Origin of the sequence: Neobacillus piezotolerans, from assembly GCF_003362805.1 — a bacterium.
GTDB lineage: Bacteria > Bacillota > Bacilli > Bacillales > Cytobacillaceae > Bacillus_D > Bacillus_D piezotolerans.
In genome coordinates, this window is the sequence record NZ_QNQT01000001.1 from 170,256 (window position 1) to 185,143 (window position 14,888).

The following is a 14,888-nucleotide window of genomic DNA, read 5'->3' on the forward strand; positions in this document are numbered from 1 at the left end:
CGAATATTTTCATAATCCAGACCAAGCCTTTACTTGGTCTTTTTTTGATCTCGGGGGAAGAAAAAAGTATTCAGTTTTACATATGAAAAGAATCGTATGAAGGGTGAAAGGGAGTGATGGGAGCTATCCATACAAGAAAAATTCCATAAGTTTTAAAATTCAACCAATCCTTTTATCAGTAGGATAATAGAAAAAAATTTTCGACACATATTGACAAACAAATTTTTAAAGCGATATACTAGATTTATGAAAGCGATAACAAGTTTGAATATTTTTTTAATATGTATGTTAACCGGTTTCTAAAAAGCTCGATGGTTTGGATAAATTTAATCGAGTAATTTTTTTAGTAATTAGTAAACCGGTTTCTAAGACTCGGTTTGCAAGGATACACGATGAATCCCTGGTTCTGGCTACATAGAGTTGAAAAAAGGGTTTGTTTTGTAAACCGGTTTCTAAAAACAGGCCAGCGATGGTTTGCCTCAAAAATCATTCCTGGTTCTAGCTGAAAATTGGGGAATTTCTTTACTTGCTTTGTAAACCGGTTAACTAAATCGGTAAATAAACTTTCCAAATGAAAGGAAGGTGGGTTGAGGATATGAGTCATAAGGCTAAAGGGGAAAAAAATCGGGTCACCATCAATGAAGTCGCCAAAAAAGCAAACGTTTCCAAAACAACGGTATCCAGATATTTAAATGGAAAATATGAATACATGTCTGAAGAAACGAAGGAACTGCTTGAAGCTGTCATCGATGAGTTGGGATATCGCCCCAGCAACCTGGCAAGAAGTTTGAAAGCGAAGAATTCCGGCGTCATTGGCTGCATCATTGCCGATATTGGAAGCCCGTTTTCGTCGATTGTTTTAAAAGGCATAAGTGATTATTGCAATCAATTAGGTTACAACGTATTATTCGCAAACATTGGCAATGATCCGGAATATGAGAAAGAAAGCATCCAATCCTTATTGGATAACAAAGTGGATGGGCTGATCATTAACACTACCGGCAAAAATGATGACTATCTTTTATCACTAAAAGATGAAGGAATCAAAATTGTCCTGGCTGACCGCGGCTTAAGCATTCCAAATATGCTCGATACGGTAGCGACGAATAATTACGATGCAACCTATGATTTGGTGAAGTATTTATCTGAACAAGGATACAAACGTGTAGGGTTTTTCACCCAGGATATGTCGGTTATCAGCAGCCGTTACAAGCGCCATGAAGGGTTTAATGACGCGATGAAAACGTATTTTAATCAGGATGGAAATTTGACTACATATGTTATCGATCTTGAAGATCCGCAAAATACGGATGATAGTTTAAGGGAATTTGTAAGCGCTTCGAATGGTGAGCCTGCGGCAATCTTTACGGTTAATGGTGTAACGCTTCTATCAGTCCTGCATGGCATGAAGCGGCTGAATATTGACATCTCCCCGCAAATGGGAATATGTGGCTTCGATGACTGGGGTTGGGCGTCCCTAATTCCTCCTGGCATCACGACCCTGACACAGGAATCCTATGAGTGCGGCGTTCAATCTGCAAAGCTATTGATCGAGCGTATTAAAGATTCAGGCGAATTCGAACCGGACTATATCGAATTGCCGGCTAAGCTAGTTAAACGAGGCTCTACAAATCCAATGTTTTTAAGGGAGGCTGATTATAAATGAACAGACAAGAAGTCAAGGAGCGGCTGCAAGGAAAAATCATTGCCGTTATCCGTGGAAATGATCTGGAAGAGGCCAAAGAAATCTGTAAAACGATTGTACAATCCGGAATTACTTCTTTGGAAATTACCTTCAGCCTGCCAAAAGCAGAAGAACTGATCCGAACTCTGAAAGCGGAACTTCCCGAAGCCATCATCGGAGCTGGTACGGTTTTAACGAAGGAACAAGCTGAATTGGCTGTTTCGCACGGAGCTGATTTTGTTGTATCTCCTTGTGTGGTAGAAGAAGTTGGCGCCTACTGCAAAGAGCGCGGGATTTTTTGCTCATTGGGGGCAGCCACGCCAACCGAGGCTTATCATTCCTACTTGGCAGGGAGCGATGTGGTGAAACTATTCCCGGGTGAGTGTGTATCAATGAAGATGATCAAAGGGATTAAAGCGCCAATGCCATTCATTGACATGATGCCAACCGGGGGAGTAGATGATACGAATATTAAAGACTGGTTTGCAAGCGGCGCCTTTGCGGTCGGATTGGGCGGTTATTTAACGAAAGGCATTCATACCGGCAATCTGGACGTATTGAAACAAAGATGTGAGAAGATTTTACACGCATTACAACAGTAGGGGTGGGGTTGAGAAACTTGAAAAAAGATCAAATTGCCATTAATACGCTAGTCTATCTTGAAGATTTACATGCTGGTGTGCCTCAAAGCGAAATGCTCGACTGGGTTCACGAGCTCGGGTTAAAAACTATTGAGGTTAGAAGAGAGTTCATTAAAAACGACGAGGAATTCCATGATATTAAAACCAAATCAGAACAGTATGGAATTAACGTCTTTTACTCCGTACCGGAAGTACTCTACGAAAATCATCAGCTAAACGTTGAAACGCTCGAAATGGTTTGCAAGGAAGCAAACGAAATGAAGGGCAGCGCCATAAAGCTGAATATTGGCGAATATGGCCAAGTTTCTGAAGCTGATTTGAAAACGATTACGAAGCTGCTTGAAAAATATAACATCAAGCTCACCGTAGAAAATGACCAAACGGAAAGCAATGGAAAATCGCAAAAAATCTTTGATTTCCTGACCGAGGTAAAACAACTTGGCGGGCCGATTACCTTTACGTTTGATATCGGGAATTGGCTGTTCCAAGGGGAAGACCCGGTTGAGAATGCCAAACTGCTTCAGCCGTTTGTCACCTATATCCATATAAAAGATATCGATGAAGGCAAAAACACAAGATTCTTGAATGAGGGAATTGTGGATTGGAAAACAGTCATGGCCATTTTGCCAAAAGAAATACCGGCTGCCATTGAATATCCAATTTTCACAAAAGAAGAACTAGTAGCAGAGATTCATAAATTAATAGACTTGTAGGAGGTGATTTTCAAAACAAAAATGTTACGGCACCTCAGAAAAAACCATAAAAGTATCTATTGATAAACAATGAACAAGGGGGAAAACGAAGTGGCATTAACGATTGGAATTATTTTATTGCTGACATTTATCGGATTTATCGTTTATGCAGTTAGAGGCGGAAACCTGATGATCGGTTTCTTGGTTATGGCTGTTATTTGGTCAACGCTTGGAATGATTGGCGGACAAATTACTTGGGAACAAGCAATGACGCAGATTTTCCAGGGTGGGCCTGAAAGCTGGGGAGCGACGGCCGTTGTCGTTGTCTTTGGTAGCTGGTTTGGCCAGGTGCTAGTTAGGACAGGCGTTGCATCAAAGATTATCCGAATGACTGTTGAACTTGGAGGGGACAAGCCTCTCGTAACAACAGTACTATTGTCGGTTGTTACTGGCTTAATTTTTACAAGTACATTTGGCGCGGGTGCGGTTGTTGCGATTGGGGTTATTGTTCTTCCAATCCTACTATCACTCGGTGTTCCAAAATCGCTGGCGGTTTCTTCCTACATCATGTCAGTCGGTTCAGGTATGTATGTCAACATCGTTTTATTTAAGCAAATGCAAGCAATCTTTACGGATTTCCAATACGATTCGAACTATTTGAAATTCGGTTTTACAGCGATGGCTGTCCAACTAGCGATTGTCATTGTCATGTTGTCCGTTAGGCTTCGCAAAACAAAGGTTAGCCGTGCTTGGGCTGCGACAGCGTCCAGCAATGATGATCAAAACGTGCCAGCAATTGCGCTTATCACTCCGCTGCTGCCGGTTGTTCTCGCAATTGGCTTTAATTGGCAGCCAATTCCGGCCTTTATTGTATCCGCTCTATTCGCACTTTTTGTTACTGGGAAAATCAGATCCTACAAGGATGCAGAAAAAGTTATTTCTAAAACGTTCTATGATGGTGTCGTCGACGTTGCCGGCTTGCTTGGATTCTTATTCATTCTTCCAATGTTCAACAAAGTATCGGGTGCTGTTTCACCATTCTTTGAAAGTATCTTGGGTGGAGTTATGCCAACCAGCACATTAACGGTTGCCCTTCTCTTCATGGTCATCGCGCCGCTTGGTTTATTCCGTGGCCCGTTAACCGTATTTGGTGCCGGTGCCGCGACAATCGGGATTTTAACAGGAGTGGGCGACTTCCCATTGGCATTCCTATTCCCATTAATGTATATCCCAACAATTTCAATGAATATTTCGGCTTGTCCTACTCAATCGTGGAACTTGTGGTCGATTAACTATACGAAGACAGATACGAAAAGCTTCTTGCTTTCAGGCGCGCCATGGGCATGGGTTGTTTGTGTCATCAACATTGCCATCGCCTATGCGATGTTCGGTTAAGTAATACAAAGGAATCGGTTGTTCCTGTGAAGGAGCAGCCGATTTCAATAAAGATTTGGAACTGGAGGAATCATCATGGCGAAACGAGCTATCCGCGTCGGAATCGACGTTGGGGGAACCCATACGAAAGCAGTCGCAATTGATAATGCAACACATGAAATCATCGGCAAAGGTTCCGTCAAGACCACGCACGATCATCCAAGTGGCGTGGCACAAGGTGTAATCGAAGCGTTTAAATTATGTTTAACAAAAAACAATATTGATCCTGAAGACGTTATTTTTATCGCTCACAGTACGACTCAAGCGACAAACGCTCTTTTAGAGGGTGACGTCGCGGAGGTCGGGGTGATTGGCATCGGCAGTGGCGGCCTCGGCGGCTGGCTTGCAAAAAAGCAAACGAAAATCGATGACATCGATTTAGGTACTGGCCGGATCATCAAGACACATCATCGCTACATGAAACAAAAACAAATAAACAAGGAAACAATCAAAAACACAATCAGGGAATTAAAAGATGAGGGCGCGGGTGTTTTTGTCGCTTCAAAGGCTTTCGGCGTCGATGATTTGACAGAGGAAAAAGAAATCCAAACACTTGCTGAAGAGCATGGCATTCCTGTATCAGTAGCCTCTGAAATAAGTAAGCTGTACGGCCTGACGCGAAGGACGAGAACAGCGACCATTAACGCGAGTATTTTGCCGAAAATGCTGGAAACGGCGAACAGTACGGAAGGCAGCGTCCGCCAGGCGGGGATTCAGGTTCCATTGATGATCATGCGCGGTGACGGCGGGGTAATGGGAATCGACGAAATGAGGAAGCGCCCTGTCTTGACGATGCTATCAGGCCCTGCCGCAAGTGTTGTTGGAGCTTTGATGTACTTAAGGGCGTCAAACGGCATTTATTTCGAAGTTGGCGGAACGAGTACGAACATTGGCGTTATCAAAAATGGGCGCCCGGCTGTTGACTACTCTATCGTTGGCGGCCATCCAACCTATATCAGTTCATTGGACGTCCGTGTATTGGGGGTAGCCGGAGGAAGTATGGTTCGTGCTTCCAAGGAAGGGATTGTCGACGTGGGGCCACGAAGCGCCCATATTGGCGGTATGCCTTACGCCGTCTTTACGCCGATTGAGGAAATCGTCGACCCTCAAGTTGAGTTCTTCTCTCCAAAAGAAGGCGATCCGGCTGATTATGTTTATATTAAACTGAAAAACGGCAACAAAATTACGATTACAAATAGCTGCGCGGCGAACGTATTGGGATATGTAAATCCTGAACACTATGCATACGGGAACCCGGAGGCTGCCAGGAAAGCAATGGAGCCGCTCGCGAAATATATGAATAAGACCGTCGAAGAAGTAGCGGCGGAAATTTTACAAAAATCGTATGAAAAAATTAAGCCGGTTATCGAAGATTTTGCGGAAAAATACAAGCTCGAAAAAGACCAAATTTCCCTCGTAGGCGTTGGAGGGGGCTGCGCATCGCTGCTGCCATTCACCGCGAAAAATATGGAGCTGGATTACAGCATCCCGGAAAATGCCGAAGTCATTTCTTCTATTGGCGTCGCCCTGGCAATGATTCGTGACGTCGTTGAACGGGTTATCCCAACACCGACGAAAAAGGATATTGCGGATTTGAAGAAAGAAGCGGCAAGCATGGCGATCGCCAACGGAGCCGTCCCTGATACGGTCGAGGTTCAAATCGAAATCGATTCGCAAACGAATAAAGTCACAGCGATTGCGATGGGTTCTTCGGAGGTTCAAGCAACAGATTTGTTAATGGCCTTAAGCGAAGAGGAAGCAAAGGAAATCGCTGCGAAATCAATGGGCGTGCCGGTTGACGATGCGGATTTGATTACGAAGAGCGATGTCATCTATGTTTTCTCTGCCGAAGGAAAGAAGGCGGGCGCGAAACAAGTACGGATCATCGACAAAAAAGGCTTCATTAAAGTACAGCGAGGAGACGCTGTCGCTGAAAAGTGTACTGTCGCGCAAGCCCAAGAAGTGATCGGCCAAATGTGGGAAACTTTAGCCATTTTCAAGAGCGATATTAAATTAAGCCCGGATATTTATCTATGTATCGGCGGGAAAGTATTGGATTATACCGGCATGCTCGATAAAGACCAGTTATTCATGGTGGTTGATACAGAATTGGCAACGATGGAACCGCATGAAGAAATCATTATCGTCGGAGCAAGGAATGATCTATGATTGCCGAAAACGTGAACGTTTTAACAAATATATCGGATCAAGAGTGGGGTCATTACGCTTTTAGCCGGGACCCCCTCAACCGTAAGGTAATCGATCACGTCAAACAGGATCTGATTGAAAAAGCAATAGAATGCGGCAAGCATCAGGCCGTTCAGGTAAGACAAAATTACCCCAATCATTCTATTAAAGAAATAGCAGCCAAGATGAACACGAAGATTAGTGTGAAAGATTCATATGGCACAGAAAATTATATAATGTTTGCTTGTTACAACAGTCCGGACAGCATTACGTTATTTAAAGATAATATTGAACTTGTCAATAAATTGATCCAGGAACATCAGCTTGAGCAAATGCTTGAGGAAGTTGATGTGGAGGAGCTTTTAATTGCCCACGAATTGTTTCATTATATTGAAGAGCATGATGCTGATATTTTCACAAAAAACATGAAAATAACCCTTTGGAAACTCGGAAAGTTTGAATATAAATCGCGTCTGGCTGCCCTTAGTGAGATTGCCGCGATGCAATTCGCAAAAGAAATGCTGACGCTTCGCTTTAACCCGTTCGTTTTTGATGTGCTAATGTTGTTTCCCCTTAATGAAGGGAAAGCGAATCAGTTATTTAGTGAAATTACCATGATTACAAGGAGTTTATCTGAATGAGCAAAGTACTGTTGTTTGGTGAACCAATGGCGATGTTCACAGCGGAAACAGAGGGGCCTCTCGAAGAAGTCGAGTTGTTCAGAAGGTCACTGGCCGGCGCGGAGGTGAATGTCTGTACTGGCCTTGCCCGCTTAGGCCATAACGTATCCTATGTCACAAAGCTTGGACAAGATCCAATGGCCCTTTATATTAAAAACTTTTTAAATCGGGAAGGGATCGGGACTGAGTTTTTGACCTTTGACCCCATTTACAAAACGGCCACGCAATTAAAGAGCAAGGTTTCCGAAGGGGATCCTGACGTTGCCTATTATCGCAAGGGGTCAGCTTTTTCACATATGACTGCCAGTGATATTGATCAAATCAATTTGGATGACGTTGATTTGGTGCATGTAACCGGGATTCCACCGGCCCTATCATTAAACTGCCGCGAAGCCGCCTTCCGTTTAATTGAACGGGCAAAGGAGCGAGGAATCTACATTACATTTGACCCTAATCTTCGCCCAAGCCTATGGGAAAGCGAAGAGGTTATGGTAAAAGTAATCAATGAAATTGCCGCTAAAGCCGATTTGATTTTGCCCGGCGTTTCCGAGGGATTGATTTTGACAGGCACGGATGATCCGGAGAAAATTGCTGATTTTTACGAAGGTCTTGGTGTGAAAGAAGTCATTATAAAGCTTGGAAGCAAAGGGGCTTACGTAAGGACTCAATCCGAAAGCTTTTATCAGGAAGGCTTTAAAGTGGAAAAAGTCATCGACACAGTTGGAGCCGGGGACGGTTTTGCGGTAGGAGTCATTACCGGAAAATTGGAGGGGCTGCCGATTCAGGACACGATTACCCGCGCGAATGCGATTGGCGCGATTCAAGTCACGTTTGTAAGTGATAATGAAGGCCTTCCAACGAGAGACGAATTAGCCGAATTTATTAGGAGCCATCAAAAATGAAGCTTCAACTAGCGGTGGACAGGGTATCGATCGAAAAGGCGATCGGAATTATCCGTGAGGCCGAATCGTATATTGATATTATTGAAATAGGCACTTCGCTGATCAAGGATTTTGGCCTCGAATCTGTAAGGCGAATCAGGCGGGAATTTCCCGAAAAGGCGATTTTGGCCGATATTAAAACAGTGGATGAAGCTGAATATGAATTTGAAGCAATCTATCAGGCCGGCGCAGATATTGCCACCGTCCTGGGGGCGTCTTCTTTGGAAACGATACGAATTTGCCAGCAAGTCGCCCAAAAATATCAGAAGGATTACATGATTGACCTGCTTGAGACATCCGCTGAAAAGCAACTGGAACTGAAGCAGTTTTCAGATGGGATCCTTTGCGTGCATCTTCCGTCCGATAAAAGCACGGGTTTACAAGCTTTAATCGAAAGTACGCTGGCACAGATTGATGATTTTCCAAGATTGGCTGTAGCAGGGGGCATCAAACCTGAAAATATTGCTGAAATTAAGAAGGCTAATTTTGAAATAGCGATTGTCGGCGGCGGCATCACGAAATCAGCGGATATTCGTGAAACCGCAAAGATATTCAAATCGTTAGTGGGGTGAGAAAAATGAACCTGCTTGATTCGATTTTAAAAGAAATAAATGAAGTCGTTTCGAAAGTTGATGAGCAATCGTTGGCAAATGCCGCAGCGGTTCTTTCGAAGGATAGAAGGATCTTTGTTGTGGGTGAGGGCCGCTCAGGTCTTATGGCAAAAGGGTTCGCGATGAGGCTCATGCATTTGGGCTATGAAGTTTATGTAGTCGGTGAAACGATCACGCCAGCCATTAAAGAAAATGATGTCGTCGTTGCGGTTTCCGGCTCAGGGAAAAGTGCGAATGTCGTATCCGATGCGAAAAAAGCAAAAGAAAAAGGAGCCACAGTCCTGGCGCTAACGAGCAATTTGGAATCGGATTTGGCCCGCTGTTCGGATGAGTCCGTATTAGTGCCTGGGACTGTAAGAGGGGACGAAGGCGAAAGCAGAAAATCGATTCAATTGCTAAGTTCGCTTTTTGACCAAAGCGTCCACATTGTTCTCGATGGTTTATGTTTATACTTGAGCAGACGTGACGGCGTATCCAATGAAACGGCTACGGGGAAGCATTGGTAAGTTAAAAACATACTCAATATAAAAGGTCCACACCTGCTCGGTTAGGCGTGGGCCTTTTACATCTGCCTTTGAAAAATCAATTTATAGTTGATGAGTTTTTCACTACAAAGAATGGTTTTTAAAAAAGATTGATTTGCGCTACACAAAAGAGAGATTTCAAGAATAATCCCCGTGATGACAAATTGAATGGAATGACTTTAACTTTTAAAAAAACGAACGTTTTATTTTATTGACAATATAATGTTCGTGTATTAACCTAGGAGTTGTGGTTAAAGAATGAAAAACTTTTCAAAAGTTACTCTAAAATAGTTTGTTGATGAAGATTTTATAGGGGGATAATTCATGGATACAGTATTTGATTATGAAGATATTCAACTTATTCCAGCAAAGTCGATTGTAAAAAGCCGTTCCGAATGCGATACATCAGTTGAGTTTGGCGGCCGGAGGTTCAGACTGCCTGTAGTCCCAGCAAATATGCAAACGATTATTGACGAGAGCCTTGCTATCAAATTAGCAGAGAATAATTATTTCTATATTATGCACCGTTTTCAGCCAGAAAAACGAGTCGATTTTATTAAAGACATGAAGGCTCGTGGGCAATATGCATCCATTAGCGTTGGGGTTAAGGAAGAAGAATATCGATTCATTACCCAATTGGCAGAGGAAAAGCTAACGCCTGAGTACATCACGATCGATATTGCACACGGCCATTCCAATGCAGTCATCGAGATGATTCAGCATATTAAAAAACATCTTCCTGAAAGCTTTGTAATTGCGGGAAATGTCGGAACTCCTGAGGCAGTAAGGGAGTTGGAAAACGCTGGTGCCGATGCAACTAAAGTAGGGATTGGGCCAGGTAAGGTATGTATTACGAAAATCAAAACTGGTTTCGGAACTGGCGGCTGGCAGTTGGCGGCACTGAGATGGTGTGCCAAAGCAGCAAGCAAACCGATTATTGCCGATGGCGGCATCCGCACAAATGGAGATATTGCAAAGTCGGTCCGTTTCGGCGCGGCGATGGTTATGATTGGTTCCATGTTTGCCGGCCACGAAGAATCCCCGGGTGAAACCATTGAAAACGGCGGCAAGCTGTATAAAGAATATTTCGGTTCGGCTTCCGAGTTTCAAAAAGGGGAAAAAAGGAACGTCGAAGGCAAAAAGATGCATGTAGAATACAGGGGCCCTATAAAGGACACTCTTATTGAAATGGAACAGGATCTTCAATCGTCAATTTCGTATGCTGGAGGAAACAAACTGTCCGCAATTCGGAATGTCGATTATGTCGTTGTCAAAAATTCCATCTTTAATGGAGATAGGATCTATTAAGTCACAGCACCGAGAAGCAGCTGGTTTTTTAAATAACGTGTTCGGTATTCGACTACCAAAATTGAATTAGCACGGTTAGCAGCAGCCCAATTCGCAACCGAAATTGGGCTGCTGCTTTTTGTTGAATAGCGACATGTTCATCTTTATTGTAATGAAGCGAATATGGGAAATCTTTATCCCAAAAACAACAATCGATAAATCAATCGGTGCCAATGAAATTAATATCAATTTCGTTTAGAAAAAAGGGTTGAGCATATATATTGTAAAGGAGAAATGCTCATAAATTCCCTTATTAAAGATTACGTGCATTGTGAATAGTTGATATTATGAATTTATCTTTATTGCCTCATAATACCCCAATTTGTGAAAATCGATAAGTTGATTAATTTGCTCCTTTGGGTATGCTTCCAATAAATTTAGAATTTCTTTTGCGAATTCTATTGAAGCTGTTCCATTTGCGGTCACAATTTTTCCGTCGGTAACTGCTTGCTCCAATACATAATTCATTTCATTTCTGTAGTTTTCTTTTGCATAATTTTTTAAAACATTAAGATCATTGCTTGTATGCTTTATTTCATTTAACCATCCATTGGCTCCCATAAAAACAGTTGCATCACATATTGCCCCTACCGGAATATTCCTGGTAAGTGCCTTTTCTACTAGCGGAATGACGTTATTGTTCAGTGGCTTACGCCAGGAGTTTCCCCCAATCAGTATTAAACCATAAAAGTTTTCCGGCACACTTTCTAAGGTATAATCTGGGAGGACATGTACTCCACCAATCGACTTTATAACACCCTCACTTACACCAACCGTCTTCGTGACATACTCTTCAGAACTATTTAAAAAAGCTGCTACATAAGATACCTCCCAATCAGCGAATTCCTCCAACAACACAATTAAAATTTCCTTCTCCCCAGTTTGGCTCATTCTAAATTCCTCCTGCTTGAATTATCAAAATTTTATAAATTCGGTACTGTCTTCAGTATATAATGTAATAGTGACAAATGATGACACAATTATTAAAAGGGGAAAAAATGAATAAAGCAGTCAGATTAAATGAATTAAGGTTGTATATCAATCGAGTCAGAAAGTTTAAGGTAGATGATTTGGCAAAAGAATTTAATGTTTCAAGAAGAACGATTCTTAGGGATTTAGAAGAACTAAGTATTCTAGGGGTTCCATTAATTTCAGAGGTAGGGGCTAATGGAGGATATCAAGTATTAGAAGAAAAAAATCTCCTTGCTGTTTCTTTTACAAAAGAGGAAACTTTCTCTATCTTTTTTGCTCTTTTATCTTTAAAACATTTTATTAGCCTGCCTTTTGAATCGGAGTATAATTCAATCATAAAAAAATTTTATCTTAACTTAAACGGAAAGATGAAAGATGAAATTGATTTAATCAAGAATAAGATTGATTTCAAAATAGATAATCAGAGCAAAGAAAGTCCCCTTTTAAAAGAGCTATTTTTGGCAGCAATAGCAAATGAGCCACTTTGGATTTCCTACCTGGGGGTTAAAAGAGAAATTCAACCACTTGGATTATTCTCTCAGTATGGAAGATGGTATTGCCCATCTTATTGTTATCTCAGAAAGGAATTTAGACTATTTCGTTGCGATCGAATATCCGAGATTAGATCAAGTGAAAGAATTGACAAAATTAAACTGAAGGAAACCACTTTAAATGAAATTATTAACAGTTTAATAACAAAAAAAGAGTATGAACTTATTGTGGAATTAACACCAGAAGGAGTTGAAAAATATAAATCTACTGTTCCTCAAAATTATCACATATCCTTAGATGATAATGGTTATGGAGTCGTTAAGGGTTCAATAAGTGAAACAGAAATTGATTTTTTCGCTGATTTTTTTATGCAAATGGGAGAATATGCAAAAGTAGTTGAACCTATGGAGTTAAGAACTGAAATAAAAAACAAAATTATGCGATTGAGTGATATATACCTGTGATTTGGTATTGGGACAAACTATAATAAGGCTTACTTGTATTTAATTAAGGATGGGGAATATATGTGTAATATAACCTTGCGAAAATTTGATTCGACTGATTTTAATCATTACTATCTACTAGTCTCGAATGAACAAGTAATGAGTATGATTACGGAGCATTCAATCCCTTTGGAAGAAGCGCAAGAAAAGTTTAAAAAGATAATAAAAAGAAATGAAAAATATGAAACATTCGGCTCTTACAAAGTTTATAATGACGCAAATGAATTTATTGGGCTTGGCAGTTTAATCTTAAATGAAGAAATTGATGATGAAGCAGAATTAGGATACATGCTTTTCCCGCAGTATTGGGGTAAAGGATACGGCAGTGAGATTGCAGCAGTATTAATAAATAAAGCAAAAAATACACATGTAAATCGTTTGACAGCAATCATTGACCCTAAGAATATACCTTCAAGAAAAATATTATTGAATAGTGGATTTCATTCAGAAAAAGTATGTGAAATTGGAGGATTACCAGGGGAAATTTTAAGTAGGGCAATTTAATCAATTGAAACATAATTAATGGTATAGTATATTTTTTCGCCAAATCGATCTTTGTAACTGAATTATCAGTAAGCGGTTGTGTACAAGGAATAACTTTACTATAGTTATGGTACGACCTGGCCGAACAATCGCTTATAGTGTGTTTGATTTACATAATAGATTAGTAAGGAGAATGCATGGTGGAAGAAAAAATTGAAAAGGCAATACAAGATATCTACCCCGATGATTTCGCTTGGTGTTATGGGTGTGGCCGGTTAAATAAAGATGGCCATCATCTACGAACTGGTTGGCAAGGCGATAAGACGGTTACAATCTATACTCCCGAATCAAAGTACATGGGAATCCCGGGTTTTATTTACGGCGGAATGATCGCTTCGTTGATTGATTGCCACGGTACGGGTTCAGCCTCGCTTGCCTTGCATCGGAAAAATGGGAACGAAATAGGTGATGGGCCAGAACCGCCCAGATTTGTGACTGCTTCCCTCAATGTCGAATTCCTTAAACCAACTCCACAAAATGTTCCACTAAAAGCAATTGGTACAGTGGAAGAAATCCATCCTAAAAGGTGGAAAGTCCATACGGAAGTATTTGCGAATGAAATCCTTTGTGCCCGTGGAGAGGTCGTATCTGTCGTCATGCCAAGCTCGTTTTTAAAATAAATATTATAGAATGTTGTAGCACTGTATATAGACCAAGCCCACTTAAAAACAGGGGGCTTGGTTTTTTCTTATGCGAAAGTTCGGTGCCAGAACCATCGTGATTTTTGCAATGGAAAAGCCAAATAATATACCAATTTGGGAAAATAGGAATTTCTTAATTAAACTCAAAAAAAGCGGTTGATAAATGGAAGTAATTGTTGGATTGTGCATTGTACTTTTTTTGTTAAAACTGTCGAACTCCCGGCAGCCTGTTTTTTTCATTTTTTTCGTACTTTTGCTGGGAAATCGAAATCCTCTACCGTCAGTCTGAAGTTTGTCGAAAAGAATGTGTTGACCACTTTGGTCAAGAGAAATATTCTGAAACTGAGCATAGCAGTCAGTGAAAGTAAGAGGGGAGGGCCACCTGTGTTTTCAAAGTTTTTGAACCTGGAAACGGAAAAGAGGGACCGCATTTTAAACGCTGCTTTGGATGAGTTTGTACAAAAGGGCTATGAAAATGCATCAACTAATGAAATCGTCAAGAAGGCAGGCATTTCAAAAGGTCTTCTTTTCCACTATTTCAAAAATAAAAAGCAATTGTATCTTTATTTGTATGACTATTCACTCGATATTTTCGAAAAGGAATTTTTCGGAAAGATGGCTGCGATGGAAAATGAGATTTTTACAAAAATGCGCCAGATTGTATTGCTGAAACTTGAGTTGATTCATAAACATCCGGACATGTTCAATTTTTTGATGGCGGCCGTCCGGGATGAGTCCCAGGAGATTACACTCCGTAATAAGGAACTGATTGAAAGAAGTTATCTGAAAATCCTTGAGAACATTGACTTGTCACCATTCAAGGGAGATCTGGACATTCCGAAGGCAATCAATATCATTGTCTGGACACTCCAAGGCTTTTCGAATGAAGTTCAGGAAAAAATCAAATTTCTGTCGCTGGATGAAATCAATTATGATGAAATTTTAGCAAAAATGGACGGGTATTTGGATGTGCTCAGAAAATCTTTCTATACCTGA

15 protein-coding genes are annotated in these 14,888 nt (G+C 41.1%); 14 read left to right on the forward strand and 1 reads right to left on the reverse strand.

All coding sequences use genetic code 11. From position 1 onward, the window contains the following. Nucleotides 1-595: 595 nt before the first annotated feature. The 10 genes from DRW41_RS00875 to guaC all read left to right on the forward strand — a co-directional run bounded on the left by DRW41_RS00875 (nt 596) and on the right by guaC (nt 10,702). Entirely contained in the window at nt 596-1,666 is a 1,071-nt protein-coding gene (locus DRW41_RS00875; RefSeq protein WP_181884361.1) for a LacI family DNA-binding transcriptional regulator, read from the forward strand. Continuing rightward, the gene (locus tag DRW41_RS00880; protein ID WP_115450079.1) at nt 1,663-2,286 is read left to right on the forward strand and encodes a bifunctional 4-hydroxy-2-oxoglutarate aldolase/2-dehydro-3-deoxy-phosphogluconate aldolase; all 624 of its coding nucleotides are present in this window, start codon (nt 1,663-1,665) and stop codon (nt 2,284-2,286) included. The genes DRW41_RS00875 and DRW41_RS00880 overlap by 4 nt, the downstream gene beginning before the upstream one ends. 17 nt (nt 2,287-2,303) lie before the next feature. Next, the gene (locus DRW41_RS00885) at nt 2,304-3,038 is read left to right on the forward strand and encodes a sugar phosphate isomerase/epimerase family protein (protein ID WP_115450080.1); all 735 of its coding nucleotides are present in this window, start codon (nt 2,304-2,306) and stop codon (nt 3,036-3,038) included. Between the two features lie 90 nt (nt 3,039-3,128). Further along, nucleotides 3,129-4,412, forward strand: a complete 1,284-nt coding sequence (locus DRW41_RS00890; RefSeq protein ID WP_115450081.1) for a citrate transporter — start codon at nt 3,129-3,131, stop codon at nt 4,410-4,412. A gap of 75 nt (nt 4,413-4,487) precedes the next feature. Next, nucleotides 4,488-6,620: a hydantoinase/oxoprolinase family protein gene (locus DRW41_RS00895; protein ID WP_115450082.1), complete on the forward strand. Its 2,133-nt coding sequence runs from the start codon at nt 4,488-4,490 to the stop codon at nt 6,618-6,620. Beyond that, nucleotides 6,617-7,279 (forward strand): hypothetical protein, encoded by a 663-nt coding sequence (locus DRW41_RS00900; protein ID WP_115450083.1) that lies wholly within the window; start codon nt 6,617-6,619, stop codon nt 7,277-7,279. Before DRW41_RS00895 ends, DRW41_RS00900 begins: the two co-directional genes overlap by 4 nt. Beyond that, the gene (locus DRW41_RS00905; protein ID WP_115450084.1) at nt 7,276-8,220 is read left to right on the forward strand and encodes a sugar kinase; all 945 of its coding nucleotides are present in this window, start codon (nt 7,276-7,278) and stop codon (nt 8,218-8,220) included. Before DRW41_RS00900 ends, DRW41_RS00905 begins: the two co-directional genes overlap by 4 nt. Next, nucleotides 8,217-8,831 (forward strand): orotidine 5'-phosphate decarboxylase / HUMPS family protein, encoded by a 615-nt coding sequence (locus tag DRW41_RS00910; protein ID WP_115450085.1) that lies wholly within the window; start codon nt 8,217-8,219, stop codon nt 8,829-8,831. The genes DRW41_RS00905 and DRW41_RS00910 overlap by 4 nt, the downstream gene beginning before the upstream one ends. 5 nt (nt 8,832-8,836) lie before the next feature. Further along, a complete protein-coding gene (gene hxlB, locus DRW41_RS00915; protein WP_115450086.1) occupies nt 8,837-9,376 on the forward strand; it encodes a 6-phospho-3-hexuloisomerase in 540 nt (179 codons plus the stop codon). A 342-nt stretch (nt 9,377-9,718) separates the two neighbouring features. Beyond that, nucleotides 9,719-10,702 carry a GMP reductase gene (guaC, locus tag DRW41_RS00920; RefSeq protein WP_115450087.1) on the forward strand — a complete coding sequence of 328 codons (984 nt, stop codon included), beginning with the start codon at nt 9,719-9,721 and terminating at the stop codon, nt 10,700-10,702. A 324-nt stretch (nt 10,703-11,026) separates the two neighbouring features. Here the strand turns inward: guaC and DRW41_RS00925 are convergent, their stop codons facing one another. Further along, a complete protein-coding gene (locus DRW41_RS00925) occupies nt 11,027-11,632 on the reverse strand; it encodes a type 1 glutamine amidotransferase family protein (RefSeq protein ID WP_115450088.1) in 606 nt (201 codons plus the stop codon). 80 nt (nt 11,633-11,712) lie between these two features. Here DRW41_RS00925 and DRW41_RS00930 point away from each other — a divergent pair, with 80 nt between their 5' ends. The 4 genes from DRW41_RS00930 to DRW41_RS00945 all read left to right on the forward strand — a co-directional run bounded on the left by DRW41_RS00930 (nt 11,713) and on the right by DRW41_RS00945 (nt 14,888). After that, nucleotides 11,713-12,669, forward strand: coding sequence for a helix-turn-helix transcriptional regulator (locus DRW41_RS00930; protein ID WP_181884362.1), 957 nt, complete (start codon nt 11,713-11,715; stop codon nt 12,667-12,669). 60 nt (nt 12,670-12,729) lie between these two features. Then, entirely contained in the window at nt 12,730-13,212 is a 483-nt protein-coding gene (locus tag DRW41_RS00935; RefSeq protein WP_115450090.1) for a GNAT family N-acetyltransferase, read from the forward strand. Nucleotides 13,213-13,388: 176 nt separating this feature from the next. Then, the gene (locus DRW41_RS00940) at nt 13,389-13,871 is read left to right on the forward strand and encodes a PaaI family thioesterase (protein ID WP_115450091.1); all 483 of its coding nucleotides are present in this window, start codon (nt 13,389-13,391) and stop codon (nt 13,869-13,871) included. A 405-nt stretch (nt 13,872-14,276) separates the two neighbouring features. Continuing rightward, the gene (locus tag DRW41_RS00945) at nt 14,277-14,888 is read left to right on the forward strand and encodes a TetR/AcrR family transcriptional regulator (RefSeq protein WP_115450092.1); all 612 of its coding nucleotides are present in this window, start codon (nt 14,277-14,279) and stop codon (nt 14,886-14,888) included.

Excerpts from the sequence above, each read along its gene's own strand:
- DRW41_RS00895 (WP_115450082.1), top strand. The coding sequence starts at position 4,488 with ATGGCGAAACGAGCTATCCGCGTCGGAATCGACGTTGGGGGAACCCAT.
- DRW41_RS00940 (WP_115450091.1), top strand. The coding sequence starts at position 13,389 with ATGGTGGAAGAAAAAATTGAAAAGGCAATACAAGATATCTACCCCGAT.
- DRW41_RS00905 (WP_115450084.1), top strand. The coding sequence starts at position 7,276 with ATGAGCAAAGTACTGTTGTTTGGTGAACCAATGGCGATGTTCACAGCG.
- DRW41_RS00880 (WP_115450079.1), top strand. The coding sequence starts at position 1,663 with ATGAACAGACAAGAAGTCAAGGAGCGGCTGCAAGGAAAAATCATTGCC.
- guaC (WP_115450087.1), top strand. The coding sequence starts at position 9,719 with ATGGATACAGTATTTGATTATGAAGATATTCAACTTATTCCAGCAAAG.
- DRW41_RS00935 (WP_115450090.1), top strand. The coding sequence starts at position 12,730 with ATGTGTAATATAACCTTGCGAAAATTTGATTCGACTGATTTTAATCAT.
- DRW41_RS00930 (WP_181884362.1), top strand. The coding sequence starts at position 11,713 with ATGACACAATTATTAAAAGGGGAAAAAATGAATAAAGCAGTCAGATTA.
- DRW41_RS00925 (WP_115450088.1), bottom strand. The coding sequence starts at position 11,632 with ATGAGCCAAACTGGGGAGAAGGAAATTTTAATTGTGTTGTTGGAGGAA.
- DRW41_RS00875 (WP_181884361.1), top strand. The coding sequence starts at position 596 with ATGAGTCATAAGGCTAAAGGGGAAAAAAATCGGGTCACCATCAATGAA.
- DRW41_RS00910 (WP_115450085.1), top strand. The coding sequence starts at position 8,217 with ATGAAGCTTCAACTAGCGGTGGACAGGGTATCGATCGAAAAGGCGATC.
- hxlB (WP_115450086.1), top strand. The coding sequence starts at position 8,837 with ATGAACCTGCTTGATTCGATTTTAAAAGAAATAAATGAAGTCGTTTCG.
- DRW41_RS00900 (WP_115450083.1), top strand. The coding sequence starts at position 6,617 with ATGATTGCCGAAAACGTGAACGTTTTAACAAATATATCGGATCAAGAG.